Origin of the sequence: Microbacterium sp. CCH5-D1, from assembly GCF_001557335.1 — a bacterium.
Classification (GTDB): domain Bacteria; phylum Actinomycetota; class Actinomycetes; order Actinomycetales; family Microbacteriaceae; genus Microbacterium; species Microbacterium oxydans.
Window position 1 is genome coordinate 1 of the sequence record NZ_LSJW01000289.1, and the last position, 26,546, is coordinate 26,546.

Below are 26,546 nucleotides of genomic sequence, written 5' to 3' on the forward strand. Positions count from 1 at the left end.
AGAGCACTGTGGCGGTGCTCGGGACTTTCCTAACCGAATGATCGGTCAGTAATTGCCGAGCGTACCGCATCGGGGTCGCGTGGAACGTATGCGTTCGAGGGCATGCGATCGGTCTCGGTCTGATCTCGACACGGTCGCCCTTCTCGCGCCATCGAGTCCGGGAACCCTACGATCAACGCAGGGGGCGCCGGATCGGCGCTGTATGACACATCGGAGGGTTCGCATGGCGCGTTCTGGAATCGCTCGCATCCACGTCGGAGGAATAGCGGTCGCCGCACTTCTCGTGCTCTCCGGCTGCGCGCCGGGGGCCGATCCCGAGCCGACCGCTGCTCCGGAGACGACGTCGCCACCGGAGCCCTATACGGGGCCCGCGATCTTCGTCGGTGAGGAACTGGAAGGATTCCTGTTCACCGCCGACGAGATCGGTTCGCTCCTTCCCGGCTCGACCGACATCGGTGAGCCGTCCTCCGTTCTCGAGCAGATCTCCGATGGCGGCGGCCCGGCGATCGTCCCGGAGGTCTGCGGCGCGCTGTTCGCCGAGCAATCGTTGTGGAGCGTCGGGTCGCGCAACGTGTCGTGGACGACGACGGCCGACTCGGACTATCGCTTCGGGCGGATGCTTGCTCTCCAGTTCGCCGATGAAGCGCATGCACAGGCGCGACTGGACCAGCTCGTCGACGCGGCGGCACAGTGCGCGAGCTTCGACTACAACGGCCCTGCCTCGTTCGAATCCGTCACTCCCGCGGCCTCGGACAACGTGCGCGCACTGGCCGGCACGTTGACGCTGCCGGAGATCGAGGGGGGATGGTCGACGTTCAGTGCCTACGCCACGGTCGGGAACGTTCTCGTGCAGGTATCGCAGTCGCTCGACGGAGAGGCCCGGCCGGATGCCGAAGCCGTCGCGGAGAAGCTCCAGGAGCGAGCGGAACAAGCTCGCGCCGCGTTGATGGACAAGCTCACCGCGAACCCCCCGACGGAGCAACCGGAACCTGCTGAGAATGCCTCGGCCCCCTGGGGTGACTGGATGATCACGGCCGGCGGTGTCGGGCCGATCCGTCTCGGAGACCCCGTCGACGAGGCGATCTCTGCGGCGCGAGCGGCGCAGGTGATCCCCCCGCCCTTCCCGGGAGACCCCTCGAAGCTCGTGAACGACGCGGGCACGAGCTCGATGCTCGTCCAGGCGACCGAAGACGGCGCCGCCGTCGCATCCGTCACCGTCGGCGACGCCCGCTCCGTCTCCGGGACGACTCAGGTCGGCGCGGACCTCCCGGCGATCGACGGACTTCGCGTGGGGGCTCCGGTCGCGGACGCGGTCGCGGCGTACCCGCAGGGCACGACGGTCTCGGTCGTCTCCTCCGAGGAGCATTGGTACGACATGGCGTCGCGCGATGGTCGATTGCTGCGGTTCCATGCCGATCGCGATGTCGAGGAGCCGGGCGCCACGATCATCGGCATCACGGTGGAGGACGCCACGAAGCGTCCGCTCGTGTTCGGCTGACCCGGAGGCGTGGCTCAACCGAGCGCGCAGCGCCTACACCCTCCCGAATGCCCGCAACGGATGCTCGATGAGTTCGGTCACCCGGCGCAGGAAGCCCGCGGCGTAGCCTCCGTCGCATACCCGATGGTCGAACACCAGCGAGATCTGCACGATGCGGCGGGCGACGATCGCTCCGTCCACGACCCACGGGCGCTCGATGATCCGGCCGATCCCGAGGATGGCCACGTCGGGATGGTTGATGATCGCGGCCGAACCGTCAACGCCCAGGCCTCCGTAATTGTTGAGCGTGAAGGTCGATCCCCGCAGCCGCTCCGGTGGCATCGCGCCGGAGCGGGCCGTGGTGGTGAGTTCGCGCAGCGCCGAGTCGAGCTGGGTCACGGAGAGGGCATGGGCGCGGGAGACGACCGGGACCAGGAGCCCTCGTTCGGTGTCGGCGGCGATGCCGAGGTTCACTCCGTCGAAGGAGAGGATCTCGTCCCCGTTCTCGCTGAGGCGCGAGGCCAGCACGGGGTACTCCTCGAGGGCGAGCAGGACGAAGCGGGCGAGCAGTGCGGTCACCGACGGCGCCTTGCCTCCCTCCGGAGCCATCCGCGCACGCAGATCCCACAGCTCGGTGGCGTCGACATCCACCCAGACCGTGGCCTCGGGGATCTCGGACCGGCTGCGGGAGAGCTTCGCGCTGACAGCCTTGCGCAGCGGCGACATCCGCTCGCGCGCGCGCACCTCGAGACCGTCGACCGTCTCGCCTGCTTCGGGGCCCACGCCTGTTCCTGGCGTCGTCCGGCCGCTGTCGTGTGCGGAGGCGCCGTCGGCCACTGCGTCGACCGCGCCGTTCACCGCGGCACGCAGCACGTCGGCGCGGGTGATGGCACCATCGGCGCCGGTCGCTGTGATCGAGTGGACGTCGAGACCGAGGTCTCGCGCGAGACGACGCACGAGCGGGGAGCGGACGGCGACGGGGCGCCGCTCGGACGATCCAGCGGGCGAAGTGCCCGCAAGCGTCCCCGATGCGGAGTGGATCGTCGTCGATGCGGGGTGAATCGTCGTCGATGCGACCGGGGGGCGCCGCCGTCCCTTGGTCGCACGAGCGGTGGTGCCGTAGCCGATGAGGACGTTCCCTGAGCCCGCGCGTTCCTCCTCGCGGTACGCCTCGTGCTCGGGCTGGGTGGGTGGAGCGGGAGTCGCCGGTGATTCGGGAGTCGCCGCGGAGGACGGGGAAGACGGGGAGTCCGCCACCTCGAGCACGGGGGCGCCGACGTCGATCGTGTCCCCGGCGGTGCCGTGCAGAGCCGTGATGACTCCGGCGAACGGCGACGGCAGCTCCACGATGCTCTTCGCGGTCTCGACCTCGGCGATCGGCTGGTCCGTCACGATGGTGTCGCCGACCGCGACGAGCCACTGCACGAGTCCGGCCTCGGTCAGCCCCTCGCCGAGGTCGGGCAGTCGGAACACCCGCGTGCCCGTCTGCGGCTTCACCGGAGTGCTCATGATTCGTCCTCCCAGTGCAGGGTGTCGATCGCATCGAGCACGCGGTCGACGTCCGGCAGGTACCAGTGCTCGAGCTTCGGAGGTGCGTAGGGCGTGTCGAATCCGGTCACCCGTCGCACGGGCGCCGCCAGGTATTCGAAGCAGCGCTCGAACACGCGTGCCTGGATCTCGGAGGCGACGCTCACGTAGCCCGGCGCCTCCGCGATGACCACGGCACGGCCTGTCGACTTCACGGCGGCCGTCACGGTGGCGTCGTCGAACGGCGAGAGGGAGCGGACGTCGACGACCTGCACGCTCCGCCCCTCCGCAGCGGCCACCTCGGCGACCTCCAGTGCGAGCGGCACGGACGAGCCGTACGCGAGGAGCGTCACATCCGTGCCGTCGCGGGCGATACGCGCCGAACCGAGCTCCGTGGTGACTGAGGTGTCGACCTCGCCCTTGCTCCAGTACAGCTTCTTGGGTTCGAGGAAGATCACCGGGTCGGGCGAGGCGATGGCCGCACGCAGCAGGGAGTACGCGTCCTGCGGAGTGGCCGGGCTGACGACCGTGAGGCCGGGGGTGTGGGCGTAGTAGGCCTCGGACGAGTCGCAGTGGTGCTCGACGCCCCCGATGCCGCCCCCGAACGGGATGCGGATCACCAGGGGCATGCGCATGCCACCGCGCGTGCGGTTGCCGAGCTTGGCGACATGGCTCACGACCTGTTCGAACGCGGGGAGGGCGAAGGCGTCGAACTGCATCTCGATCACGGGGCGCAGCCCGTTCATCGCCATCCCCACCGCGGTGCCGACGATCCCGGACTCCGCGAGCGGGGTGTCGAAGCAGCGGTCCTCACCGAAGCGTGCGGTGAGTCCATCCGTGATGCGGAAGACGCCACCGAGGGCTCCCACGTCTTCGCCGAAGACCACCACGTCCGGATCCGACTCGATGGCGTCGGCCAGTGCCCTGTTCAAGGCGGCGGCCATGGTCATCGTGGTCGTCGTGGTGGCTCCGCTCTCGATGCGCGTGTCGTCCTGTGCGATCGTCATCGGTGGCCTCCGGTCGTGGCGTGCTCGGCGTCGGCGAGACGCGAGCGTTCGATCTCGTCGCGCAGCAGGTGCCACTGCTCGTCGAGCTGAGGGGAGCGGGTCGCGGTCACGAAGCGGAACAGGTCTTCGGGATCGAGGTCTGCGTCGGTGTTCAGCGCTGCCCTCATCGCCGCCGCGATCTCCTCGGCACCCGAGGCGAAGCGCTCCTCGGCAGCGGCGTCGAGCGCCCCTGTCGCAGTGAGATGCGCGCGCAGGCGCAGGAGCGGGTCGCGGGCGAGCCAGGCCTGCACTTCCTCGCGCTCGCGGTAGCGGGTGTCGTCGTCGGCGTTGGTGTGCGCCTGCATGCGATAGGTGTGCGCCTCGACCAGGGAGGGGCCGCCGCCGGCGCGGGCGCGGTCGACGGCTTCCGTGAGCACCGCGAGGACCGCGGCCACGTCGTTGCCGTCGACGCGCTGCCCCGGCATGCCGTAGCCGACCGCCTTGTGTGCCAGAGAGGGGGCAGCGGTCTGCCGGGTGAGGGGCACCGAGATGGCGAACTCGTTGTTCTGCACGAAGAACACGACCGGGACATGGAACACGGCGGCGAAGTTCATCGCCTCGTGGAAGTCGCCCTCGCTCGTGGCGCCGTCGCCGCAGAGCGCGAGCACGACGGTGTCCTCACCGCGGTGCTTCGCCGCCTGCGCGAAGCCGACTGCGTGCAGGAGCTGGGTCGCGAGCGGGGTGGCCTGTGGGGCGACGCGGTGCGCGCGCACGTCGTAGCCCGAGTGCCAGTCGCCCTTGAGGAGCACCATCGCCTCAGCGGGAGCGATGCCGCGGGCGATCACCGCGACCGAGTCGCGGTACGTGGGGAAGAGCCAGTCGGTGTCACCGAGCACCATCGCCGCTGCCACCTGGCATGCCTCCTGACCATGTGACGAGGGGTAGACCGCGAGGCGGCCCTGGCGGACGAGCGCGCCCGCCTGGTCGTTGATGCGTCTGCCTTCGACGAGCCCGCGGTAAGCGGCGAGCAGGACGTCGGCGGCGGGGAGCGCGTATGCCTCGTCGGGGAGGGTGGTCCCGTCCTCGTCGATCAGTCGTACCGCGGTGTCTCGCGGGAGCATGTCATGGGGGTGCATCCGTCCGCCTTCCTTGCCGAACTCGATGAGGACAGCATGCCGCGCATGCGACAGTCATCCAAGAACCGCTGCGCAATCATGGACGATTGCGCTCGCCGTGTCAGAATGGCCTCCGAAGTGTCAGTATTTCCCGGAGGAGAGAGGGGTGCCATGGCGGCGCTCGACGACACGGATCGCGCGATCCTCGCTGAGCTGCGGCGGGATGCTCGCGCGTCGATGACCGCGATCGCCGAGTCGGTGCACATCTCCCGCGCCGGAGCGCACGCGCGGATCAAGCGACTCACCGACGCCGGGGTGATCACGGGGTACACGGTGCGCACCGACCCCGTACTACTCGGACACCTCGCGAGCGCCTATGTGACGCTCGCGATCGAGCAGGCCACGTGGCAGGAGGTGAGCGCGCGGCTCAGGGTGATCCCCGAGATCGAGCACATGGCTCTGGTCGGAGGCGACTTCGACGTGCTGCTGCTCGTGCGGGCCAACGACGCCCGCGACCTCCGTCGCATCGTGCTGGAGGACATCCAGGCGATCCCGTCGATCCGCTCCACACGGACGATCCTGATCTTCGAGGACTCCGACCTGGTGTGAGGGTTCTCCTGCGACCGGGGTGCGGCGGAGGTTTTCGGTGCGGATGCTGGGGTGGTGTGGAGGGCTGATCGCGGGTCTCTTGGTGTGAAGGAGGAGTGTCTCGAGCGTACTGGAATATCGCCCTGAACAGGGGTAATCGTGCCTCGAATTGTCGGTGGCCCTCTATTGAATCGTCGTATGGAAAGCACCCCGGCAGCGGTTCTCGACGACACGGTCGTCGCTCTCGACGCCGTGCTCCAGTCCGGCGCCATGGGCGCTCTCGATGCAGGAGAGATGATGGACCTGCTGCGGGTCGTGGGCGAGATCCAGCGACGCGCGGAGGCCGTGGTCGTCGAGGCGGTGGCGAGCGTCGATCAGCGTCCTGACAGGTCGGGGGAGCCGGCGTTCTGCGGACGGTACGGCTGCCGCTCGATGAACGAGTTGCTGCAGCGTGTGCTCCGCACCGACGCGGCGGGTGCCGCGCGCCTTGTGAAGGGCGCGCGCTTGGTGCGACGCGATGTCGACCTCTCCTCCGGAGAGTGGCTGCCGGCGCGGTGGCCGGCGCTGCGCGAGGCCCTCCTCGACGGGGCGATCGGCGTGACCGGGTTGCTGGCTGCGACGGGGCCGATCGAGCAGGCCGGTCCGCGCGTGCGCGTCGCCGACCGGTGGGAGGCGGACGCGTACCTGGCGGGAGTCGCTCGTGGCGCGGAGAGCGACGACGGTGCCGAGAACGAGCCCGGTCCGGCACCGACGCCCGAGGATCTGCGGGTGCAAGCTCAGCTGATCGTGCAGTACCTGGACCCGGACGGGGCGGAGCCGGCTGAGGACATCGCGTTGCGAGCGCGGGGTGTGGTGTTGGGGCGCGCCAAGGACGGCGTCATCCCGGTCCGCGGCGCGCTGTTGCCGGAGGTCGCGGGGCAGCTGCAGCGGATCTGGGACGCGTATCTGAACCCGAGGGTCGACGGTCCGCCGCTTCCCGGTGTCCACTTCGTACCGTCCGCGGAGCTCGAGGATTCCGACGCCGGGAGTCCGCATGCCCCGGTGTCGCCGGATGACGATGTGCTTCCGTCCGGGGACCCTGGCGGGATGATCGACGCGCGCACGCGGGCACAGAAGCAGCACGATGCACTCGCGGCGGCCCTGGGCATCGCGGCCCGACACGACGAGATGCCGCGGCTGGGCGGTGCTGCCCCGACTCTCGTGGTCACGGTCGGTGCCGAGGATTACGCCACGGGGCGGGGCTGGGCGCGGGTCGACGGGGTCGACACGCCTGTCTCGACCCGCGTCGCCGCGCACACGGCGTGCGGCGGTTCGATCCAGCGGGTCGTCTACGGGGCCGGAGGAAGGATCGTCGGGCTCGGGTCGAGCGACCGGATCTTCACCCCGGCGCAGCGCCGCGCGATCTGCGTGCGGGACCGCGAATGCCTCATTCCCGGGTGCCACGTCCCGGCCGCCTGGTGCGAGATCCACCACGTCACGGAGTACGCCCGTGGGGGTCCCACCCACACCGACAACGGGGTGGCGCTCTGCTGGCACCATCACCGCACGTTGGACACCTCAGGTTGGCAGATCCGCATGCGTGGGGGAGCGCCGCAGGTGCGAGGGCCGGCCTGGTGGGACCCGGTGCGGCGATGGCGCACGCCGCGACCGGCGACGGGGACTCGAGCCGATCGCGGGAGGCCTGCTCGCCGCGCACCTGCCAGCGGGCGCATCGTTCGCGCGAGGACATCTTCGGCGCGCTCCGCGACAAGTGCGGCGGGAAGGGGCATCCGAGAATGAGAGGAAGGCCGGCGGCCACTCCGCCATCGGTCAGCGCCACGCTCGAAGGAGAGACACCGATGTCCGATTCCGCAGCTTCCGCAGCCGCCGCGCTGCTCGACCGCATCCAGGCGCCGGAAGGCGAGGGCCGTGAGATCCCCGATGCTGCGACCCGCGAGGTCATCGGCCGTGCACCCGTCGCCGCCGTGGACGACCTCGACGACGCGATCGCCCGTGCGAAGGCTGCGCAGCCCGCGTGGGAGGCGCTCGGTCACGAGAAACGGAGCGAACTGCTCCTGGCCGCGGCCGACGCGATCGATGCGAACGCCGAGGGTCTGGCCTACCTCCTGTCGCGCGAGCAGGGGAAGCCGCTCAACGGCCCGAACGCGCGGTTCGAGCTCGGTGCCTGCTCGGCATGGCTGCGCACCAATGCCAGCACCGTGCTCGAGTCGCAGGTGCTCGTCGACGACGAGACGCTGCACGCCGAGCTCGTCTACAAGGCGGCTGGTGTCGTCGGAGCCATCGGGCCGTGGAACTGGCCGCTCATGATCACGATCTGGCAGATCGGGCCGTCGCTGCGGATGGGCAACACGGTCGTCGCGAAGCCCAGCGAGTACACCCCGCTGAGCGTGCTCGCGATGATCGCGGTGATGAACGAGGTGCTGCCGGAGAATGTGCTGCTCGGCGTCTCCGGAGACCGTGAGGTGGGCGCTCGCCTCGCGTCACACCCCGACATCGCCAAGATCATGTTCACCGGCTCGACAGCGACCGGTCGCCGCATCATCGAGAGCTCCGCAGGCAACCTCGCCCGCCTCACGCTGGAGCTGGGCGGCAACGACGCGGGCATCGTTCTTCCCGGTACGGACGCGTCGGCCATCGCCGAAGACCTCTTCTGGGGGGCGTTCATCAACACCGGACAGACCTGCGCAGCCATGAAGCGCCTCTACGTGCACGACTCCGTCTACGACGAGGTCGTGGACGCACTCGCCGCGATCGCCGAGCAGGTGCCGATGGGCAACGGACTCGACGAGGGCAACGTGCTCGGACCGCTGCAGAACCGGCCGCAGTTCGACATCGTCAGCCGCCTGGTCGACGATGCGAAGAGCCGCGGTGCCCGGATCGTCACCGGCGGCGAGCCGGCATCCGACCTCGGCGAGCTGTTCTACCGGCCTACCATCGTCGCCGACATCGACAACGATGCGGCGCTGGTGCAGGAGGAGCAGTTCGGTCCCGCACTCCCCGTCATCCGCTACAGCGACGTCGACGAGGCCTTCGCGCTCGCGAACGCCCTCGACGTGGGCCTTGGCGCCTCGGTGTGGGCCAGCGACCCGGAGGAGGCCCGCGCCGTCGCTGCGCGCATGCAGTCCGGCACGGTGTGGATCAACTCGCACGGTGGGCTGCACCCCATGGTGCCGTTCGGCGGTGTGAAGAGCTCGGGCTACGGGCTGGAGTTCGGCGTCGAGGGACTCAAGTCCGTCGCCGTCACCCAGGTCGTCTCCGGACCGGGCCGGAAGGCCTGAGCGTGACCGCGGCGAACAGCGGCGCGGTGCGCTCCGCCATCGTCGTCGGGGCCGGCACCTCGGGCGCCATCGTCGCCCGGCGTCTCGCCGACGCCGGGGTCGCCGTCACGCTCGTCGAGGCCGGCGGCTACGACACGAACCCGGCCATCCACGACCCGTCGCGGGCGGGGGAGCTCTGGCACTCCGCCGAGGACTGGGACTTCTTCACCGTGCCGCAGCCGCACGCGGCCGGTCGACGTCTGCATCTCCCTCGCGGCAAGGTCACCGGCGGCTCGCACGCGCTGAACGCCATGATCTGGGTGCGCGGCGCGGCCTCCGACTACGACGCGTGGGAGGCCGCCGGCGCGACGGGATGGGGCTGGGCCGAGGTCGAGCCGATCTACGACGCGATCGAGAACGACCTGCTGCCCGTGACCGACGATTATGCGCTCTCGCCCATCCAGGCTTCGATCATCGACGCCGCCGTCGAGGAGGGGCTGCCGCGCAACCCGAACTACAACGGGGGCACGCTCGACGGTGTCTCACAGGAGCAGGTCACGATCAAGGACGGCCGTCGGGTCAACACCTGGACGGCCTACGCGCAGCCCGTCGCCGACCGGATGACGATCCTCACCGGTCGCGCCGTCCACTCCGTGATCGTGCGCGACGGGCGCGCGGTCGGCATCCGGCTGGGGGAGGGCGATGAGACCGAGGAAGTGTTCGCGGACGAGATCGTCCTGTCGGCGGGAGCGCTCGGCACGCCCGTCATCCTGCTGCGCTCGGGCATCGGTCCCGCCGACGAGCTGAGTGCGCTCGGCATCCCCGTCGTGCACGACGCCTCCGCTGTGGGCAAGAACCTGCACGACCACCTCCTCTCCCCGGTGATCTTCGCGACCGAGAAGAAGCCCATCGGCCCGCCGCAGTCGGGGGTGTCCGTCACGCAGAGCCACCTGTTCTGGCGCAGCCGCGACGGCCTCACGCAGCCGGACACGCAGCCCATCCACTTCTCCGTGCCGATGTGGGGCGACCTGGAACCGCGGGGCGACGACGGGTTCACGCTCATGGCGGGCCTGGTGACGCCGTACAGCCGCGGCGAGCTGCGCCTCACCGGTCCCGGCCTCGACGACCTGCCGCACATCGACCTGGCGGCACTGGAGGATCAGCGCGATGCCGACGCCCTCGCCGCCTCCGTGCGCCAGTGCCGCCGCATCGGCGCACAGCCTGCGCTCGCCGAGGAGTGGGGAGCGGTGGAGGTGTACCCCGGGCCGGACGTGACGGACGACGATGTGGAGGACTGGGTGCGCCGCACGGCCATCACCTACCACCACCAGGTCGGCACCTGCCGCATGGGCAGCGACCAGGAGTCCGTGGTCGATCCGCAGCTCCGGGTACGCGGGATCGACGGGCTGCGTGTGGTCGACGCCTCCGTCATGCCGACCGTGCCCACCGGCAACACCAACGCGCCTGCGGCCATGATCGGCGAACGCGGCGCGCGGTTCATCCTCGCAGGCTGAAGGCAGGACGACGGATGCGATCAGCGGGCGGGCGGGACGGAGGGGCGACGGAGCGTCGACAGCAGCGCGTCCAGGCCGTCATTCAGCCGCCCGTCGCCCGCCGAGTCCGGCATCAGCACCGAGATCATCTGCCACCCCGCATTGCGCGACGCGATCTCGTGCACCGCGGTCTCGATGTCGATGCCGTCGGCGAGCTCGTCGTCGTCCCTGGCCTCGATCAGACACTGGCGGAACAGGTCCCGCCAGTGCAGGTTGTTCACGCGGTGGATCCTGGTGACCTCGTCGTCCTGCGACGCATGATCCCAGAACGCGATGACCACCTTGGCGTACAGCGGGCCGTTCGGGCTGTAGGGGAGGATCTCCCTGCACATCCGCTCCAGAGCCTCGAGTCCTCGGACGCCCTCGATGCGGGCGTGGATGCGGTCGTTGGCGAGCGAGTAGAGACGGAGGAACGCCGCCGTGAGGACGCTCCTCTTGTCGGGGAAGTACCGGGCGATCGCGCCATGCGCGTAGCCGGCCTCCGTGGCGATCTCGCGCATCGTGAGGTTGTCGAAACCGACGCGGATGATCACCTGTGTCGCCGCATCGGCGATGTGGGTCCTGCGTTCCTCATGGTCGACGATCTTGGGCATCGCGCCCCCCTCTCCGGTCCTGCACTCTCACATCCACGATTCTCCACTTGCTGTTTTTAGTCACCAAACGGTGACTAATGTAACCCGATCGTAATCAACAAAGTACTAAGCGCGACTACGATCTTTAAAATCACCAACCGGTGACTAACTCGAAGAGGAGTTCTCATGAACGTCACAAGACTCGCACGTCGCGCCTCCGGCGCCCTCGTGGTGGCCGGGACGCTCGCGCTCGCAGCCTGCACCTCCGCCCCCGCGTCCTCCTCCGGCGGCGACGGCGAGCTGACGACGCTCAAGGTCGCGACCATCGGCCTCGTCTCCGACGGGGCGCTGATACGGGGACAGGAGCAGGGCTTCTTCGAGGAGGAGGGGCTGAAGCTGGAGACCTCGGTGGTGCAGGCCACGCCGTGATCGGCATCACGGGCGGCTCCGACGACGAGCGAGCCTCCGCCGTGCTCCCGGATGTGCCGGTGCTCGAAGCGCTGGAGGTCGTGCGTCGAGCCGAGCTCGTGATCATCGCGGTCCCCTCGGAGCAACTGCCCTCTCTGGTCGCCGGCATCGCGGAGGTGGGCGGCTGGCAGATCGGTCAGCTCGTGCTGCACACCGACCCCGCCTACGGCATCGAGGTGCTGCGTCCTGCGGCCGAGCGCGGCGCGATCCCTCTCGCCGTGCATCCGGCGATCACCTTCACGGGGACGTCGATCGACCTCCGCCAGCTCCAGGCCGGGTTCGCCGCGGTGACAGCGCCGGCCGCCGTGCTGCCGATCGCCCAGGCGCTCGCCGTGGAGATGGGATGCGAGCCCGTGGTGATCGCGGAAGCGGATCGTCCCGCCTATGCGGATGCCATCGCGACGGCCACGGAGTTCTCGCGGTCGATCATCGGTCAGTCGACCGAGCGACTGCGGCAGATCGGTGTGGAGAACCCCGGAGGCTATCTCTCGGCGCTCGTGCAGTCGACCGTCGAGAGAGCATTGCGCGAAGCCTCCGACGTTCCGCCGTTGATCTGAGCGGTTCCCGCCGCGTCTCAGCGCAGGGTGCGGGAAGCCGCCGTGTCATCGTCCGCCCGAGAAGCCCCCGCCGCCTCCGCCACCGGAGAATCCGCCGCCGAAGGACCCGCCCGCGCTGGACGAGGACCCCGTCGACGGCGCCGAGTAGGTCGCCGCCGAGTGCGACGAGGCCACGAACGAGGCGAGCTGCGCGCGCAGCACGAACGAGGTCGGGTCGCCGATCCAGGTGGCGCCGTGCTGTGCACGCGTGTACGCCTTCTCAAGCACCTCGCCCCATTCGTCTTCCATGCCGAAGAGGATGGCGTAGGGGAGGAGGCGCTCGTAGATGTGGATGACGTCGGCGGTGCCGTCTGCTCGACGTTCGGCCCCGCTGTAGGACTGCAGCATGCGCAGGCGGTCGGCGTCCGCGACGCGGATGAACTCCTCGACGCCGCGCAGGTACTCGTAGGTGCGGGCGCCTTCGGCCGTGAGCACCGTGTGCTTCGAGAAGCCGTAGATGCTGGAGAGCAGCACCAGGAAAGCGCCGAAGGAGATCACCACGAGCGCCGGGATCGCGGAGAGCCGCCCGCTGGCCGCGCTCCAGATCCCGAACGCCAGACCGATGACCGCGATGCCGATCGCACACCACTGCAGGATCACGGCCGCCCGACTGCGCGTCTTCTCGGTGAGCCCGCGGTTCTGCGCCTCGATCGTCCCGCGTTGCTCCAGGGCGGTCATCCGCGCGGCGAACGTCTCATCGGCGGTGGGTAGGTCGACCACACCCTCGCCGTCCGCGTCGGTGAAGAGGGCATCCAGGGCCTCGACGTCGAGCTGGTCGGGAAGTCGCGTTCCGGGGAGCCGACGCAACCGGGGCTCCTCCTCCTCCGCCCCCTCCTCGATGCGCAGCGTGCCGCGGACGGCCAGGTGCACGATCTCCGAGGGGATCACGTCCTTGGCACCGGGCACCACGGCGGCGGCCAGCAGGGGAGGCAGCGAATCCGGCACGTCGTACTGGGCGACCACGATTCCGGTCGCCCTTCGGCGTCTCCGGGTGAAGGCCGAGACGGCCACCCAGCTGCCGACCGAGAGCCCGAGCGCGCCGACGGCGGCGACGATCGGGGTGACGTCCGCCACGGGGTCGGGGGTACGGGCGAGAGGCTGGGTGACCGTACCGGCGTCGAAGCCGATGGCGACGGTCACCCCGTCGCCGGCAGGACGGGCTCCCGATTCGACGCGGAACGTCACATCGCGCCCGTCCGCGATCGGACCGTCCAGCTCGCACTCGTCCTTCGATCCGGAGGGACCGGTGTAGCAGCGCGTGGCCCCGTTGAGCGCAGCGCTCAAGGAGGAGTCGAGCGTGACGTCAGCACGGAAGCGATCGATGGACTGCGTGCTGTCGAGCGGCAGCAGGTCCCAGTAAAACTCGTCCGCGGGAGGAGCCGACGACCCCGCAGAGGGCTTCGTCGCCAGGATCACATCGCGCATCTCGTACTCGATCACGTACGTGGTGAGACCCCGGACGAAGTCGTCGTCGTTGCCCGTGAGCACGTAGAGGAGACCGTCCTCCTCGTCCGTCTCGTAGGGCACCTCCGCGCCGTTCCCGTCGGTCACGGACAGTACCGTCGTCTCCGTGCTGGCCCCTTCGTACGAGGTCGCGAGCCCCCGGACGATGCCGTGATTCTGGTCGGCGTCGGGGAAACTCGCCACGAGCGTCTCCGTCACACGCATCCGCGCGCGGCCGTCGTCATCGAGCCCGACCTCGTACGCCGCGTCCCAGGAACTGTAGGAGAAGTCGTCGACATCGGTCGTGGCGGCGCGGATCGGACCGGCTGCGGCGTGAGCGGCGTGCTCGGCTGACGTCGCGAACGCCGCAGCCGGGGTGAAGGCCGCCACGAGGGCGAGGGGGAGTGCAGCGAACGCGCGGAGGATCCGTGTGTGGGCCATTCTCCGAGGCTACCCAGCACGCGACCGATGGCGTCACGCCGCCTCGGTAAACTGGGAGGGACTTCCAAGGAGCCCCCCACATGACTGACGCGTCGCCCGCGCCCGAATCGGCATCGACCGACCCCTCCACCGACGAGGACGTCCACGAGCAGAAGGCCGTGCGGCTCGCCAAGCGCGAGCGTCTGATCGAGAAGCGGTCGAACGCGGGGGGAGGGGCATTCCCCGTCGGAGTGCCCGTCACTCACTCGATCCCCGCACTGCGCGCCGAGTACGGCGACCTCGAAGCGGGTGCCGAGACCGGCGTCGTCGTCGGGGTCGCCGGCCGAGTGGTGTTCAGCCGCAACACCGGCAAGCTCTGCTTCGCCACCCTGCAGGCCGGCGACGGGTCGCGTATCCAGGCCATGATCTCGCTCGCGAACGTCGGCGAGGAATCCCTCGCGGACTGGAAGGAGTACGTCGACCTCGGTGACCACGTCTTCGTGCACGGTGAAGTCATCTCGAGCCGTCGCGGCGAGCTGTCGATCATGGCCGACGACTGGACGATCGCTGCGAAGGCGATCCTCCCGCTGCCCAACGCGTACTCCGAGCTCAGCGAAGAGGGCCGGGTGCGCAGCCGCTACCTCGACCTGATCGTGCGGGAGCAGGCGCGCAACACCGTCCGTGCTCGGGCCGCCGTGAACGCGAGCCTGCGTTCGACGTTCACGAGCCACGACTACCTCGAGGTGGAGACGCCCATGCTGCAGGTGCAGCATGGAGGAGCCTCTGCCCGCCCGTTCATCACGCACTCGAACGCGTTCGACACCGAGCTGTACCTGCGCATCGCGCCGGAGCTGTACCTCAAGCGCGCGGTCGTCGGTGGCATCGAGCGCGTCTACGAGATCAACCGCAACTTCCGCAACGAGGGTGCTGACTCGACGCACAGCCCCGAGTTCGCGATGCTCGAGGCCTATCAGGCGTACGGCGACTACAACCAGATGGCCGCGCTCACGCAGGAGCTCGTGCAGAACGCGGCGATCGCGGTCGCCGGCTCCACCACGGTGACCTGGGCCGACGGCACCGAGTACGAGCTCGGCGGTGAGTGGGACCGCATCTCGATGTACGAGTCGCTCTCGGCCGCTTCGGGTCGTGTCATCACCCCGCAGGACTCCGTCGAGGACCTCATCGCCTTCGCGGAGGCCAACGATGTGGATCTGCCACCGCAGGCCACCCACGGCAAGCTCGTCGAGGAGTTGTGGGAGCACTTCGTGAAGGGCGACCTCGTCCGCCCCACGTTCGTGATGGACTTCCCCGTCGACACGTCGCCCCTCGTGCGCGAGCATCGTTCGATCGCGGGCGTCGTGGAGAAGTGGGACCTGTACATCCGCGGCTTCGAACTGGCGACGGGATACTCCGAGCTCGTCGATCCCGTGATCCAGCGGGAGCGCTTCGTCGAGCAGGCCAAGCTCGCAGCACGCGGCGATGTCGAGGCCATGCCCGTGGATGAAGAGTTCCTTCGCGCCCTCGAGCACGGCATGCCGCCGTCCGGCGGGATGGGCATGGGGATCGACCGACTGCTGATGGCCATCACGGGTCTGGGCATCCGGGAGACCATCCTCTTCCCTCTGGTGAAGTAGTCCACGGAGTCGTTCATCCCATCGGGCCGCGCCGGAACGCCCATTCCGGCAGCATGGCCCCGCCGATCATGGTCTCCAACAGTGCGGCGAGCGAGTACCGAGGGTCGATCTCGCGCACCATCTCGAGGTAGCGGCCCGCGTGACTGGCGCGCCCCAGCGCCCAGGACAGCCACGCGGCCACGGTGAGCGGGGCGGGTCGCGAGTGCCGGGGTGCACGGGCGGCTGCCTCGCGCGCGACCGAGAGGGCGCACCGCAGGCGTTCGGTGTCGGGCGTCGGTCCGCGTCCGAGGAACACGTCGCCCACTTCGTCGGGAACCATGATCCCGGACTCGGCGAAGGCGGTCTGGGCGTCGAGCGTGCGGATGCCTCCCGCGAGGTCGGTCGCCCATTGCGCGATCGCCACGTCGCGCAGCAGCGGCTTCTCCAGACACCACAGCAGCGCGGCTGTCGCGAAGGGCGGAAGCCCGTCGGGTGCAGCCAGCACCGACTCGAGGAACGCGGGCACGTCGTCGAGCAGGACGAGTGCGGCGATGAGCTGAGGGTTCTCCCTGGCGCTTCGCGGAGCGCGCCCGCGCCGATCGAGGAGCGCGTCGAGGTCGGCGGATGCTCGCCCGACCCGCTCCTTCTCCGCCAGATCGACGGTCGGCAGCTCCGTGCCGACGTTCTGATCTCCGGACACGTCTTCCATCGGCGGCAGGTCGGACGGAATGCGGATCTGCGCGAGAGACCCGAGCTCCGGTTCCTCCTCGAGGTAACTCGACCAGCCGGACGGCGTCACGCACAAAGCGTCGACGACTCGCAGACCCGCATCCTCCGCGCAGCCGAGCACCTCGTCGATCACCACCGCGTGCGGGAGCACCAGGCCGTCGCGCGTCGGGTGCGCATCCTGATCGGTGTAGACGACGACGGCCACCGCATCCGTTCCGGAGACCCGTGCCACGAGCCCGACCGCGTTGTCGGCATAGCGACCGACATCGGTGCTCTCCTCGGGGAGGTCCAGACGCATGGCACCGTCGGTGCGCGAGCCGCGGAACGGGAGGAGGACGATGCTCCGACGGGGCGTGAAGCCGGCGAGAGAGGGGACGATGCCGAGGAATGCGGCGGAATCGGTGGCGCGGAGAACTGTGGTCATCTCGAGAGTGTGCACGTCGGCGGGGCGGACGGGAGGGGAAAAGGGGGCTTGTGGACGCAGATCCTGTGAGTGCCGGAGTGTGCACGAACAGTGGCTCGCGTACCATGGAGGGATGGACAACTTCTGGCTCGCCGCGGCATGGTCGCTTCTGCCGACCGTCGGAGTGAGCGTCGTGTTCTTCCTCGTGGTCCGAGGCATCCTCCGTTTCGACCGCACCGAACGCAAGGTGCACGCGCAGATCGAAGCCGAGGAGCGCGCAGCGCGGGGCCTCCCGCCACGCGGCTGATTCCCACCCCATCGGCTACTGTGAAGCCAGTGCATCTGCTCAGATGCGCGTGAGCTGTGACGGTCACTGCGGTGGCGAGGGGGCACGATGACGGCGGATAGCTGGGCATGGTGGATCGCCGCCTTCCTGCTGATGCTCGACATCGTCATCCGCGTCACTGCGATCATCGTCATCCCCCGCAACCGCCGCCCCACCGCCGCGATGGCGTGGCTGCTCGCCGTCTTCTTCATCCCTTTCGTCGGCGTCTTCCTGTTCCTCATGATCGGCAACCCCCGCCTCCCGCGGGCGCGTCGACGCAAGCAGGATCAGATCAACGAGTACATCGCGGAGACCAGCGAGCACCTGCACTTCGGGACCCTGCGCCCGAACGCCCCTGCGTGGTTCGGCCCGATCGTGCAGATGAACCAGAAGCTCGGCGCTCTCCCGCTCTCCGGCGACAACGGCGCCCACCTCATCTCCGACTACCAGGAGTCGCTCGATGAGATGGCCGAGGCCATCCGCACCGCGCAGGAGTACGTGCACGTCGAGTTCTACATCCTGCAGTCGGACGACTCGACCGACAACTTCTTCCGCGCCCTCGAAGAGGTCTGCGCGCGAGGGGTGGAGGTCCGCGTGCTGCTCGATCACTGGGCGAACCGCGGAAAGCCCCGCTACAAGCAGACCATCGCGCGACTCAACGCGATGGGGGCGGACTGGCACCTGATGCTCCCGGTGCAGCCGCTCAAGGGCAAGATGCAGCGCCCCGATCTGCGCAACCACCGGAAGCTCCTCGTCGTCGACGGCAACATCGCATTCCTCGGGTCGCAGAACATCACCGATTCGACCTACAACCTGAAGAAGAACATCAAGCGAGGACTGCACTGGGTCGACCTGATGGTCCGTCTCGACGGTCCCGTGGTGTTGAGCGTGAACGCGATCTTCGTCGCCGACTGGTACAGCGAGACCGACACGGTGCTCGAGGGCATCGACATCGCCCACGCGAACATCGGCTCCGGGGATCTCGACTGCCAGGTCGTGCCCTCCGGCCCGGGGTTCGAAGTCGAGAACAACCTCCGTCTCTTCCTCGCACTGCTCTACGCGGCGAAGAAGAAGATCATGATCGTCAGCCCTTACTTCGTCCCCGACGAAGCCCTGCTCCTCGCGGTCACGGCCGCCGTCGACCGTGGCGTGCACGTCGAGCTGTTCGTCTCGGAAGAGGGCGACCAGGCGATGGTCTATCACGCCCAGCGCAGCTACTACGAGGTTCTGCTCAAGGCGGGAGTGCGCATCTGGATGTATCGCAAGCCCTACATCCTGCACACCAAGACGCTCACGATCGACGAGGAGGTCGCGGTGGTCGGGTCGAGCAACATGGACATGCGCTCCTTCGGTCTGAACCTCGAGGTCTCGATGCTGGTGCGCGGCGAGGAGTTCGTCGCCGAGATGCGGGAGGTCGAGGACAAGTACCGCTCCCTCAGCCGTGAGCTGACGCTGGAGGAGTGGATGCAGCAGCCGCTGCGCTCGACCGTGCTCGACAACCTCGCCCGCCTCACCTCCGCGCTGCAGTAGTCGTCGCGCTATCCGTCGCGAGTCCGCGAGGGCTACCCTGTGAGCATGACCTCCGCGCTGCGTCCTCTCGCCCCTGTCGTCGGTCTCGTCGCCGCGGCGCTCCTCGTCGCCGGCTGCACCGCGAGCCCCGGTTCGGAGACGCCGACGAGTTCCCCTGCGCCGAGCGCGGGCGGCGTCGACGACCGGAACGACATCGAGGGTGCGCTGCTCGACGACGGACGCATGTTCGCCGTCGTCACGGTGGGCTCCTCCACGTGCGTCCCCCAGGTGGACCAGGTGAGCGCCGAGGGACAGACCGTCACGGTCACTCTCGTCGACGCCGAGGGCGAGTCGCCACGGCCGTGCACGAAGGACCTCGCTCCGCGGGCCAGCATCGGCGCGCTTCCGCAGGGCGTGGATCCGACAGCCGACATCACCCTCGAGGTCACCTACGGCGACATCACCGACGACGTCGACCTCGACGGCGACCCCGCCGCGACGGGCACGCCCGGCACGTCGACCGAGTACCTGCCGTCTGCCGGCTGGTCCGGCGACGGCGCTCTGGTGCTGCTCACCTGGGGATCGTCGTCCTGCCCGCCGGTGATCGAATCCCTCGAGGGGTCGGGGAACAGTGGCACGGCGACGTTCGTGACGGATGAGACCAAGGCCTGCACGATGGACATGGCTCCGCGCGCCACGCTGCTCTCCTTCGGGGACGACGCGGTCGATGACGACGCGCCCTTCACCCTGACCCTCGTCGGCGGAGGCCTCGAAGGCACGGTCGAGGTGCGCTGAATCCGAAGCCCGCGGGCCTTCAGAGGATGTGCACGGGGTGGCCCGTCGGCAGCGCCAGCAGAAGCGCCCCCGGGTCTGCCCAGCAGGTGATGCGCACGGCTTCCCCGAATTCGTCGCCGTCGAGCTCGATCGGGATCGGGTCGGGCGCTGCAGCCTCGGCCGCGGCCCCGTGGAAGTAGTGGACGGAGGCGTTCTTCCCGCGCCGTTCGAGGACTCGGCGTCCCGCGCGGAAGCGTCGCAGCACGGAGTTGTCCCACCAGATCTTCCGCCAGACGGCGAACCAGCCGAGCATGCCGGTCGGCTGGATGACCGCCACGTCGAGGGCGGCGTCGGTGATCGATGCCTCGGGGATCAGGGATATCCCGGCAGGGAGCGTGCCGCAGTTCGCGAACAGCAGGCTGTAGGCGCGATGGGTATGCAGGCGTCCGTCGTCGATCTGGTAGACCGCGCGGAACGGCTTCGCGCGAGGCAGGGAGCGGGCGGCGCCGTCGACGTACGCGATCCACCCGACGGATTTCTTCAGATCGGAGCGGGTGTTCGCGATCATGTCGGCGTCGAGACCCATTCCGGCGAGGACGACGAACGCATGCTGCGCCTCCTCACCGTCCTGTCGAGTCAGCCGCGCCCAGCCGATGTCGATCGGGTGTCGGAAGTCGCCGAGCGCCGCCTGGATCATCTCGGTCGGGTCGCCCAGCGGGAGCCCGAGATTGCGCGCGAGCAGATTCCCGGTGCCGCTGGGCAGGATCGCCAACGGCACCCCGCTGTTCGCGATCGCCTCCGACACGGCGCGCACCGTGCCGTCGCCTCCCGCGACCAGCACGACGTCCACCCCGCGCTCCAGCGCCTGCGCCGTGGCGAGCTGGCCGGCGTCCTCGACGGTCGTGGGATAGAACGCGGGATGCTCCCAACCGGCCTCCCGGGAGAGATCGCGCACTCGGCCCCGGAGGTGCTTGCCGTCGACCTTGATCGGGTTGTAGATGAGCGCCGCCTGTCGCCGGACGGGTTCGCTCGTGGTCATGGCGCTACTCTAAACCGCGATCCACTCGGGTCGCCCATCCGGCGCCGGGCCTTCCCTGCGCGAGGAGAATGGAGACATGCGCGATGACTCCGACGACACCGCTCGCACCGTGCTCTCCGCGATGATCGAAGGCGACCCCGATCGTCTGCGGCGACGGAGCATCTCGCTCGGGGTTCCCGTCGACGACGCCGACGACGCGGCGCAGAACGCGCTGCTGCGCGCCTGGAGGTCGATCTCTCACCTCGACACCCCGCAGCCAGGGCGCATGTGCGCCTGGCTCGACGTGATCGCCAGGAACGTCGCCGTCGACCTCGCCAGACAGCGCTCCCGTCGCCCCGCCGCGACGCTGGAAGAGGCGGCGGACGAGCACGTCAGCGTCGAGTCCGTCGTCGAGGCGCGAGTCCTGCTCGACGGAGCAATGGCGGCTGTGCATGCGCTCCCACCCACGCTTCGGGAACCACTGCTGTTGACGGTAGCCGACGGGCTCTCGGCGGAGGAGGTGGCGACGCGACTCGGAATCGAACCCGCCGCCGCCCGGCAGCGCATCTCGCGGGCACGCAAGGCGCTGAAGGCCTGCCGCGGCACAGGCATGGGGGTGGCGTGAGGGAGACTCTCCTGCAGGTCTCCCTCACGTCATCTCAGGCGGTCCCGAACGGGTTGTCGATCGCGTAGCGCCAGCCGTGCGCATCGTCGTACACCGCGACGTCGGCGGTCGTCCCGGCGAGGGAGACCTCCGACCCGTCGGGTGCGACGCCCGAGATCGTCCAGTCGGCGACCGCGAGGCCGGTGCCCGCGCTCTCGAAGACGTGACGGACCGTCATCGAGATCGGCAGGTTCAGGCCGAGGAACTGCTCGAGCGCGCCCCTCACGGCTTCCGTGCCGGTGACCGGTGTCCCCGGCGCGGGGACGAAGACCACCTCCGGGGTGTTCAATGCCATCAATCCGTCGAGGTCACGGGCGTTGAAGCGGTCGGCGAACGCCAGGTTCAGCTGATCGAGGGCGGTGACGCGAGTGCTCATGGGTGTTCCTTTCCGAGGGTCGGCGGAATGCCGGCCGTTGCAGAGGAAGACGATGCTGCGCCGAGAGTGTGACATCCGAGAGGGTGTGACGATCACCGTAGACTTGGTGGATGATCGACCTCGCACTCCTCCGCGACAATCCGGAGATCGTCCGCCGCTCGCAGACTGCTCGTGGAAACGACCAGAGCACCGTCGACGTCGCACTCGAGGCCGATCGATCGCGCCGGTCGGCGCTCTCCGCATTCGAGGAGCTGCGAGCAGAGCAGAACGCCTTCGGGAAGCTGGTCGCGAAAGCCCCGAAGGAGGAGAAGGCCGCCCTGGTCGCGCAGGCCAAGGACCTCGCCGAGCGAGTGAAGCAGGCCCAGCACGCCGCGAACGAGGCGGCTGAGGCAGCGGCCGCAGCCCTCGCCCGGATCGAGAACGTCGTCATCGACGGTGTGCCGGCCGGTGGCGAAGCCGACTTCGTCGAGCTGCGGCGTGTGGGAGACGTGCCCGCTTTCGACTTCGAGCCGAAGGACCACCTCGAGCTGGGCGAGCTCCTCGGCGCGATCGACATGGAACGCGGTGCCAAGGTCTCCGGCGCCCGCTTCTACTTCCTGCGCGGCATCGGAGCACGTCTCGAGATCGCGCTGATGAACCTCGCGCTCGACAAGGCGCTGCAGAACGGCTTCGTGCCCCTGATCACCCCGACGCTCGTGCGCCCCGAGATCATGCAGGGGACGGGCTTCCTCGGCGAGCACGCCGACGAGGTCTATCACCTCGACAAGGACGACGATCTGTACCTCGTCGGCACCAGCGAGGTCGCGCTCGCCGGGTACCACAAGGACGAGATCGTCGACTTGACGGACGGTGCCCTCCGGTACGCCGGCTGGTCGACGTGCTACCGGCGTGAGGCGGGCTCGCACGGCAAGGACACCCGAGGCATCATCCGTGTGCACCAGTTCAACAAGCTCGAGATGTTCGTCTACACGACGGCCGAGGACGCGGAGGCCGAGCACCTGCGCCTCGTCGCGCTGCAGGAGGAGATGCTGACCTCCCTCGGCCTCGCCTACCGCGTGATCGACGTCGCAGCGGGAGATCTCGGTTCGAGCGCCGCCCGCAAGTACGACATCGAGGCCTGGGTCCCCACGCAGGGTGCCTTCCGCGAGCTGACGTCGACCTCGAACTGCACGACGTTCCAGGCCCGACGTCTCGATGTGCGGTACCGGCCGGTGGTGGAGACCGCGGATGGTGCGGCGCAGGGCGCGGCGAAGACGCAGCACGTCGCCACGCTGAACGGCACGCTCGCCACGACGCGCTGGATCGTGGCGCTGCTCGAGACCCATCAGCAGGCGGATGGATCCGTGCGCGTCCCCGAGGTGCTGCGCCCGTATCTCGGCGGCCTCGAGGTGATCGAGCCGCTCGCTGAGGGGCGGGCCGCACGATGACGGACGCCTGGCTGGTCGGCCTCGACGTCGACGGGACCATCCTGCTGCAGGACGAGACGATGAGCCCCGGTGTTCCGGAGGCGATCGCCCGCCTGCGCGACGGCGGACATGTCGTCACGATCGCGACCGGACGAAGCTGGATGGCGACGCGGCGGTACGTCGAAGAACTCGGACTGACCGCTGACTTCGTCGTCTGCTCCAACGGGGCCGTGACGATGCGGCGATCGGGCGATGACTGGGAGCGTTGGAACGTGGAGACGTTCGACCCCACCCCGGTTCTCGGTCTGCTGCGAGAGCGGCTGCCCGACGCCAGGTACATGGTGGAACTGGCTTCGGGGCAGCGGCTGTTCACGGAGCAGCTCGACGACTGGACGCTCGACGGCGGTCGACAGGTCGACTTCGACGAGCTCGGAGCCCTTCCCGTCTCGCGCATCGTCGTCGTCTCTCCCGGTCACGACGAAGAGGACTTCCACCGTCTGGTCGCTGACGCCGGTCTGAACGAGGTGTCGTACGCGATCGGCTGGACGGCGTGGCTGGACATCGCACCGCAGGGCGTGGACAAGGGCACGGCGCTGGAGCAGGTGCGTACCGAGCTCGGGCTCGGCGGGGGGCGCATCCTCGTCGCCGGGGACGGGCGCAACGACATCGGGATGTTCGGCTGGGCGCGCTCGCTCGGTGGTCGGGCGGTGGCGATGGGCCAGGCTCCGGACGTGGTGAAGGAGGCAGCCGGCGAGGTCACCGCAGATGTCGTCGACGGTGGCCTGGCGCGAGCGCTCGACACGCTTCCAGCCCCCGCCCAGGTCAGCGCCGGAGAATAGAACTCGGCTAGACTCACGCCTGGTCGGCAGAAGTGCCTGCCGGGAGGGTTGTCCGAGCGGCCGATGGAGCTGGTCTTGAAAACCAGTGGGCAGAGATGTCTCGTGGGTTCGAATCCCACACCCTCCGCATTGTGAGCACGGTGTCCCCCGCACCGGCGCTGAATCCGAAAGGTCCCGAGTGAGCCAGAACCCCCGACGCCGGCACACGATCGCGCGCCATGGTCAGCTGGGTACTCCCGGTACCGTCGGCCAACTCCTGAAGTTCATCGCCATCGGCCTCGCCGTGGTCCTGGTGAGCGGCCTCGGCGTCGGCGCCTACGTCTTCTACGACCTCACGAGCACGGTCTCGGCGAATGCTGTCGAGATCGAGGGCCAGGACCCCATCCCGCCGGACATCGGCGAGTACGAGGGCGGCTTCAACATGGTGCTCACCGGGGTGGACACCTGCGAGGAGAAGTACAAGGACCTGTTCGGCGAACGGTGCACCGGAGCGGACGCCGAGGGAACGCTCAACGACGTGAACCTGCTCGTCCACGTCTCGCAGGAGCCGCGCCGCATCACGGTGGTCAGCTTCCCCCGAGACCTGATGGTCCCGATCCCGTCCTGCACGGACAAGAACGGCAACGCCACCTCTGCGATGAGCAAGCAGCCGCTGAACACGGCGTACACGGACGGCGGCCTGAACTGCGTCGTGAAGACCATCTCCGAGCTGACCGATCAGGAGATCCAGTTCGCGGCTGGCGTCACCTTCGGCGGCGTGATCGAGATCACGAACGCCATCGGAGGCGTGGACGTCTGCCTCGCCAACCCGATCAAGGACCGCTACACCGGACTCGACATGGCCGCGGGCACGCACACGGTGGAGGGGCTGCAGGCGCTCCAGTTCCTGCGCACCCGTCACGGGGTCGGCGACGGCAGCGACCTCGGCCGCATCGGCAACCAGCAGCAGTACATGTCGAGCCTGGCCCGCAAGATGATCAGCGGCGAGGTGCTCGGCAACGTCCCGGTGATGCTCAAGCTCGCGAACACCGCGATCCAGAACCTCGAGCCGAGTGAGTCGCTCACGAATCCGATGACGCTCGTGCAGATCGCGCTCGCGGTCAAGTCCGTGCCGTTCGAGGACATCGTCTTCGTGCAGTACCCCAACGGCGCGGACTCGGCGAACCCCAACAAGGTCGTCCCCAACTACACCGCAGCCGCTGCTCTCTGGGATGCGCTCGCCGAGAACGCGCAGCTGCAGATCACGCACGAGAACAACCGCAACGACGGTGTGATCGTGCAGGAGCCGACCACAGCCGGCGAACAGCCCACGGACACAGCGGCGACTCCGGACCCCGCAGCGACCCCCGACAACGTCGTGGCGCTTCCCGATTCGATCAAGGGCAACTCCGCCGCGCAGCAGACCTGCTCCAACGGCAACGTCCGCTGACGACTCCGCGAGGGAGCGCAAACCGCTTGCGCCTTCTTGCAAGGACTTGCGTACACTGGCTGCATGTCGAAGCGACTCGCCGAGGTGGCCCGCAAGGTCGGAGTGAGTGAGGCGACGGTCAGTCGCGTGCTCAACGAGAAGCCGGGGGTCTCGGACGCCACGCGCCAGGCGGTCCTCACCGCCCTCGACGTCCTCGGCTACGAGCGGCCGACGAAGCTGCGCGGAGAACGCGCCCGCCTCGTGGGCCTGGTGCTGCCCGAGCTGCAGAATCCGATCTTCCCCGCATTCGCCGAGATCGTCGGCGGTGCGCTCACCCAGAACGGGTACACGCCGCTGCTCTGCACGCAGAATGCCGGAGGTGTGACGGAGTCGGACTACGTCGACCTGCTCCTCGCGCAGCAGGTGTCCGGCGTCATCTTCCTCGGGGGGAACTACACGCAGGCCGACGCCGCGCATCAGCACTACGAGCGCCTGCGTCAAGTGAACCTCCCGACCGTGCTCGTCAACGCCCGCGTGCCGGAGCTGCCGTTCGCCACGGTGTCGACCGACGACGCCGCCGCCGCGGAACAGGCGGTGCTGCACGTGCATCAGCTCGGGCATCGGAAGATCGGCCTGCTGCTGGGGCCGGAGGATCACATCCCGTCCCGCCGCAAGCTCGAATCGGCGCGACGTCTGCTCGAATCGCTCGGCGCACCGCTGGCGGACGAACTCGTCGTGCGCGGCATGTACTCGCTCGAGTCCGGCCAGGCGGGGGCTTCACGACTGTTCGCCGCCGGTGCGACGGCGATCGTGTGCGCGAGCGACCCGATGGCGCTCGGGGCGGTGCGCGCGGCGCGGCGTGCCGGGCTGTCGGTGCCGGGTGACGTGAGCATCGTCGGATTCGACGACTCCGCGCTGATGAGCTGCACCGAGCCGCCGCTGACCACGGTTCGGCAGCCGATCGAGTCGATGGGGCGAGCTGTGATCGCCCTCCTGCTCGCGCAGATCGCCGGCACGGCTCAGCCGAGCGACGAGCTCCTGTTCGAGCCCGAACTGGTGCTGCGCGCCTCGACGGGGCCCCTGCCCCTCTGACCACGGGCACCCGAAGGGGCGCTGATTGTCGTGCCCGCAAATCATCGCAAATTTGCGGCAACTCGTTTAGTTCTTGCGTTAAGTGATTGAGAAAGCTACATTCGACTCATCGCCACCGACGACGAGGAGTTCCGTGGACACTGACGTTCTGCGCACGACGGCACCCGCCGGCACCCTGACCATGCCTGCTGGCGACGGCTGGTGGCGGACGGCCGTGATCTACCAGGTGTACGTGCGCAGCTTCGCGGACGGAAACGGCGACGGCATCGGCGATCTCGCGGGTGTCCGCTCGAGGCTCCCGTACTTGAAGAGCCTCGGGGTGGACGCGCTCTGGTTCACCCCGTGGTACCTGAGCCCCCTCGCCGACGGCGGGTACGACGTGCAGGAC

The 26,546-nt window shown here is 69.0% G+C and carries 24 protein-coding genes and 1 tRNA gene; 17 read left to right on the forward strand and 8 right to left on the reverse strand.

Going from position 1 to position 26,546, the window contains the following annotated elements:
* Positions 1–223: 223 nt before the first annotated feature.
* Positions 224–1,498 (forward strand): sensor domain-containing protein, encoded by a 1,275-nt coding sequence (locus tag AX744_RS16970; RefSeq protein ID WP_061018198.1) that lies wholly within the window; start codon positions 224–226, stop codon positions 1,496–1,498.
* Positions 1,499–1,531: 33 nt separating this feature from the next.
* On the opposite strand, the gene AX744_RS16975 is transcribed toward AX744_RS16970, so the two are convergent.
* From AX744_RS16975 to AX744_RS16985, 3 genes are read right to left on the reverse strand one after another with little or no spacing between them, the layout of a single operon-like run.
* A complete protein-coding gene (locus AX744_RS16975; protein WP_061018200.1) occupies positions 1,532–2,986 on the reverse strand; it encodes a dihydrolipoamide acetyltransferase family protein in 1,455 nt (484 codons plus the stop codon).
* Entirely contained in the window at positions 2,983–4,011 is a 1,029-nt protein-coding gene (locus tag AX744_RS16980) for an alpha-ketoacid dehydrogenase subunit beta (protein WP_058632472.1), read from the reverse strand. Before AX744_RS16980 ends, AX744_RS16975 begins: the two co-directional genes overlap by 4 nt.
* Positions 4,008–5,126, reverse strand: coding sequence for a thiamine pyrophosphate-dependent enzyme (locus AX744_RS16985; protein WP_061018202.1), 1,119 nt, complete (start codon positions 5,124–5,126; stop codon positions 4,008–4,010). Before AX744_RS16985 ends, AX744_RS16980 begins: the two co-directional genes overlap by 4 nt.
* Positions 5,127–5,276: 150 nt before the next feature.
* Here AX744_RS16985 and AX744_RS16990 point away from each other — a divergent pair, with 150 nt between their 5' ends.
* From AX744_RS16990 to AX744_RS17005, 4 genes are all read left to right on the forward strand, one after another.
* Positions 5,277–5,714, forward strand: coding sequence for an Lrp/AsnC family transcriptional regulator (locus AX744_RS16990; RefSeq protein ID WP_061018204.1), 438 nt, complete (start codon positions 5,277–5,279; stop codon positions 5,712–5,714).
* A 177-nt stretch (positions 5,715–5,891) separates the two neighbouring features.
* Complete coding sequence (locus tag AX744_RS16995) at positions 5,892–7,472, forward strand: HNH endonuclease signature motif containing protein (protein WP_061018206.1); 1,581 nt, start codon at positions 5,892–5,894, stop codon at positions 7,470–7,472.
* Positions 7,473–7,531: 59 nt separating this feature from the next.
* Positions 7,532–8,971, forward strand: coding sequence for an aldehyde dehydrogenase family protein (locus AX744_RS17000; protein WP_058632468.1), 1,440 nt, complete (start codon positions 7,532–7,534; stop codon positions 8,969–8,971).
* A 26-nt stretch (positions 8,972–8,997) separates the two neighbouring features.
* Positions 8,998–10,464: an FAD-dependent oxidoreductase gene (locus AX744_RS17005; RefSeq protein WP_061018217.1), complete on the forward strand. Its 1,467-nt coding sequence runs from the start codon at positions 8,998–9,000 to the stop codon at positions 10,462–10,464.
* 20 nt (positions 10,465–10,484) lie between these two features.
* Here AX744_RS17005 and AX744_RS17010 read toward each other — a convergent pair whose 3' ends face one another.
* Complete coding sequence (locus tag AX744_RS17010) at positions 10,485–11,096, reverse strand: TetR/AcrR family transcriptional regulator (protein WP_061018208.1); 612 nt, start codon at positions 11,094–11,096, stop codon at positions 10,485–10,487.
* Between the two features lie 236 nt (positions 11,097–11,332).
* Here AX744_RS17010 and AX744_RS17015 point away from each other — a divergent pair, with 236 nt between their 5' ends.
* Positions 11,333–12,100: a DUF2520 domain-containing protein gene (locus tag AX744_RS17015; RefSeq protein ID WP_442922842.1), complete on the forward strand. Its 768-nt coding sequence runs from the start codon at positions 11,333–11,335 to the stop codon at positions 12,098–12,100.
* A 45-nt stretch (positions 12,101–12,145) separates the two neighbouring features.
* On the opposite strand, the gene AX744_RS17020 is transcribed toward AX744_RS17015, so the two are convergent.
* Complete coding sequence (locus tag AX744_RS17020; protein ID WP_061018209.1) at positions 12,146–14,023, reverse strand: DUF2207 family protein; 1,878 nt, start codon at positions 14,021–14,023, stop codon at positions 12,146–12,148.
* An 80-nt stretch (positions 14,024–14,103) separates the two neighbouring features.
* On the opposite strand from AX744_RS17020, the gene lysS reads away from it, so the two are divergent.
* Entirely contained in the window at positions 14,104–15,636 is a 1,533-nt protein-coding gene (lysS, locus tag AX744_RS17025; protein ID WP_058631529.1) for a lysine--tRNA ligase, read from the forward strand.
* A 13-nt stretch (positions 15,637–15,649) separates the two neighbouring features.
* Here the strand turns inward: lysS and AX744_RS17030 are convergent, their stop codons facing one another.
* Positions 15,650–16,768: a DUF4192 family protein gene (locus tag AX744_RS17030; RefSeq protein ID WP_061018211.1), complete on the reverse strand. Its 1,119-nt coding sequence runs from the start codon at positions 16,766–16,768 to the stop codon at positions 15,650–15,652.
* Between the two features lie 112 nt (positions 16,769–16,880).
* Between AX744_RS17030 and AX744_RS20865 the strand changes: the two genes are divergently transcribed.
* From AX744_RS20865 to AX744_RS17040, 3 genes are all read left to right on the forward strand, one after another.
* On the forward strand, positions 16,881–17,054 hold the full coding sequence (locus AX744_RS20865; protein WP_164734077.1) for a hypothetical protein: 174 nt from the start codon (positions 16,881–16,883) through the stop codon (positions 17,052–17,054).
* A gap of 87 nt (positions 17,055–17,141) precedes the next feature.
* Positions 17,142–18,602, forward strand: a complete 1,461-nt coding sequence (cls, locus tag AX744_RS17035; protein WP_046746734.1) for a cardiolipin synthase — start codon at positions 17,142–17,144, stop codon at positions 18,600–18,602.
* A 45-nt stretch (positions 18,603–18,647) separates the two neighbouring features.
* Complete coding sequence (locus AX744_RS17040) at positions 18,648–19,376, forward strand: hypothetical protein (RefSeq protein WP_061018218.1); 729 nt, start codon at positions 18,648–18,650, stop codon at positions 19,374–19,376.
* 19 nt (positions 19,377–19,395) lie between these two features.
* Here AX744_RS17040 and AX744_RS17045 read toward each other — a convergent pair whose 3' ends face one another.
* On the reverse strand, positions 19,396–20,394 hold the full coding sequence (locus AX744_RS17045; protein ID WP_046746732.1) for a diacylglycerol/lipid kinase family protein: 999 nt from the start codon (positions 20,392–20,394) through the stop codon (positions 19,396–19,398).
* A 76-nt stretch (positions 20,395–20,470) separates the two neighbouring features.
* Between AX744_RS17045 and AX744_RS17050 the strand changes: the two genes are divergently transcribed.
* Positions 20,471–20,998, forward strand: a complete 528-nt coding sequence (locus AX744_RS17050) for an RNA polymerase sigma factor (RefSeq protein WP_058631525.1) — start codon at positions 20,471–20,473, stop codon at positions 20,996–20,998.
* A 34-nt stretch (positions 20,999–21,032) separates the two neighbouring features.
* Here AX744_RS17050 and AX744_RS17055 read toward each other — a convergent pair whose 3' ends face one another.
* Entirely contained in the window at positions 21,033–21,413 is a 381-nt protein-coding gene (locus tag AX744_RS17055; protein WP_058631524.1) for a YybH family protein, read from the reverse strand.
* A gap of 110 nt (positions 21,414–21,523) precedes the next feature.
* Between AX744_RS17055 and serS the strand changes: the two genes are divergently transcribed.
* From serS to AX744_RS17085, 6 genes are all read left to right on the forward strand, one after another.
* Positions 21,524–22,840 (forward strand): serine--tRNA ligase, encoded by a 1,317-nt coding sequence (serS, locus tag AX744_RS17060; protein WP_061018213.1) that lies wholly within the window; start codon positions 21,524–21,526, stop codon positions 22,838–22,840.
* Positions 22,837–23,658: an HAD family hydrolase gene (locus tag AX744_RS17065; protein WP_058631522.1), complete on the forward strand. Its 822-nt coding sequence runs from the start codon at positions 22,837–22,839 to the stop codon at positions 23,656–23,658. Before serS ends, AX744_RS17065 begins: the two co-directional genes overlap by 4 nt.
* A gap of 42 nt (positions 23,659–23,700) precedes the next feature.
* Positions 23,701–23,785 (forward strand) — tRNA-Ser (locus tag AX744_RS17070).
* A 51-nt stretch (positions 23,786–23,836) separates the two neighbouring features.
* Positions 23,837–25,087 (forward strand): LCP family protein, encoded by a 1,251-nt coding sequence (locus AX744_RS17075; protein ID WP_061018215.1) that lies wholly within the window; start codon positions 23,837–23,839, stop codon positions 25,085–25,087.
* A gap of 63 nt (positions 25,088–25,150) precedes the next feature.
* Positions 25,151–26,158, forward strand: a complete 1,008-nt coding sequence (locus tag AX744_RS17080) for a LacI family DNA-binding transcriptional regulator (RefSeq protein WP_017204694.1) — start codon at positions 25,151–25,153, stop codon at positions 26,156–26,158.
* 181 nt (positions 26,159–26,339) lie between these two features.
* Positions 26,340–26,546: alpha-amylase family glycosyl hydrolase (locus AX744_RS17085; RefSeq protein ID WP_269454454.1), on the forward strand; the 207-nt coding region annotated here is incomplete at its 3' end.

What these genes read in the sequence shown, in the direction of transcription:
- lysS (WP_058631529.1), top strand. Translation starts at nt 14,104, where the DNA reads ATGACTGACGCGTCGCCCGCGCCCGAATCGGCATCGACCGACCCCTCC.
- AX744_RS17020 (WP_061018209.1), bottom strand. Translation starts at nt 14,023, where the DNA reads ATGGCCCACACACGGATCCTCCGCGCGTTCGCTGCACTCCCCCTCGCC.
- cls (WP_046746734.1), top strand. Translation starts at nt 17,142, where the DNA reads ATGACGGCGGATAGCTGGGCATGGTGGATCGCCGCCTTCCTGCTGATG.
- AX744_RS16990 (WP_061018204.1), top strand. Translation starts at nt 5,277, where the DNA reads ATGGCGGCGCTCGACGACACGGATCGCGCGATCCTCGCTGAGCTGCGG.
- AX744_RS16980 (WP_058632472.1), bottom strand. Translation starts at nt 4,011, where the DNA reads ATGACGATCGCACAGGACGACACGCGCATCGAGAGCGGAGCCACCACG.
- AX744_RS17045 (WP_046746732.1), bottom strand. Translation starts at nt 20,394, where the DNA reads ATGACCACGAGCGAACCCGTCCGGCGACAGGCGGCGCTCATCTACAAC.
- AX744_RS17030 (WP_061018211.1), bottom strand. Translation starts at nt 16,768, where the DNA reads ATGACCACAGTTCTCCGCGCCACCGATTCCGCCGCATTCCTCGGCATC.
- AX744_RS16985 (WP_061018202.1), bottom strand. Translation starts at nt 5,126, where the DNA reads ATGCACCCCCATGACATGCTCCCGCGAGACACCGCGGTACGACTGATC.
- AX744_RS16975 (WP_061018200.1), bottom strand. Translation starts at nt 2,986, where the DNA reads ATGAGCACTCCGGTGAAGCCGCAGACGGGCACGCGGGTGTTCCGACTG.
- AX744_RS17040 (WP_061018218.1), top strand. Translation starts at nt 18,648, where the DNA reads ATGACCTCCGCGCTGCGTCCTCTCGCCCCTGTCGTCGGTCTCGTCGCC.
- AX744_RS17000 (WP_058632468.1), top strand. Translation starts at nt 7,532, where the DNA reads ATGTCCGATTCCGCAGCTTCCGCAGCCGCCGCGCTGCTCGACCGCATC.
- AX744_RS17065 (WP_058631522.1), top strand. Translation starts at nt 22,837, where the DNA reads ATGACGGACGCCTGGCTGGTCGGCCTCGACGTCGACGGGACCATCCTG.
- serS (WP_061018213.1), top strand. Translation starts at nt 21,524, where the DNA reads ATGATCGACCTCGCACTCCTCCGCGACAATCCGGAGATCGTCCGCCGC.
- AX744_RS17010 (WP_061018208.1), bottom strand. Translation starts at nt 11,096, where the DNA reads ATGCCCAAGATCGTCGACCATGAGGAACGCAGGACCCACATCGCCGAT.
- AX744_RS16995 (WP_061018206.1), top strand. Translation starts at nt 5,892, where the DNA reads ATGGAAAGCACCCCGGCAGCGGTTCTCGACGACACGGTCGTCGCTCTC.
- AX744_RS17055 (WP_058631524.1), bottom strand. Translation starts at nt 21,413, where the DNA reads ATGAGCACTCGCGTCACCGCCCTCGATCAGCTGAACCTGGCGTTCGCC.
- AX744_RS20865 (WP_164734077.1), top strand. Translation starts at nt 16,881, where the DNA reads ATGGACAACTTCTGGCTCGCCGCGGCATGGTCGCTTCTGCCGACCGTC.
- AX744_RS17050 (WP_058631525.1), top strand. Translation starts at nt 20,471, where the DNA reads ATGCGCGATGACTCCGACGACACCGCTCGCACCGTGCTCTCCGCGATG.
- AX744_RS16970 (WP_061018198.1), top strand. Translation starts at nt 224, where the DNA reads ATGGCGCGTTCTGGAATCGCTCGCATCCACGTCGGAGGAATAGCGGTC.
- AX744_RS17080 (WP_017204694.1), top strand. Translation starts at nt 25,151, where the DNA reads ATGTCGAAGCGACTCGCCGAGGTGGCCCGCAAGGTCGGAGTGAGTGAG.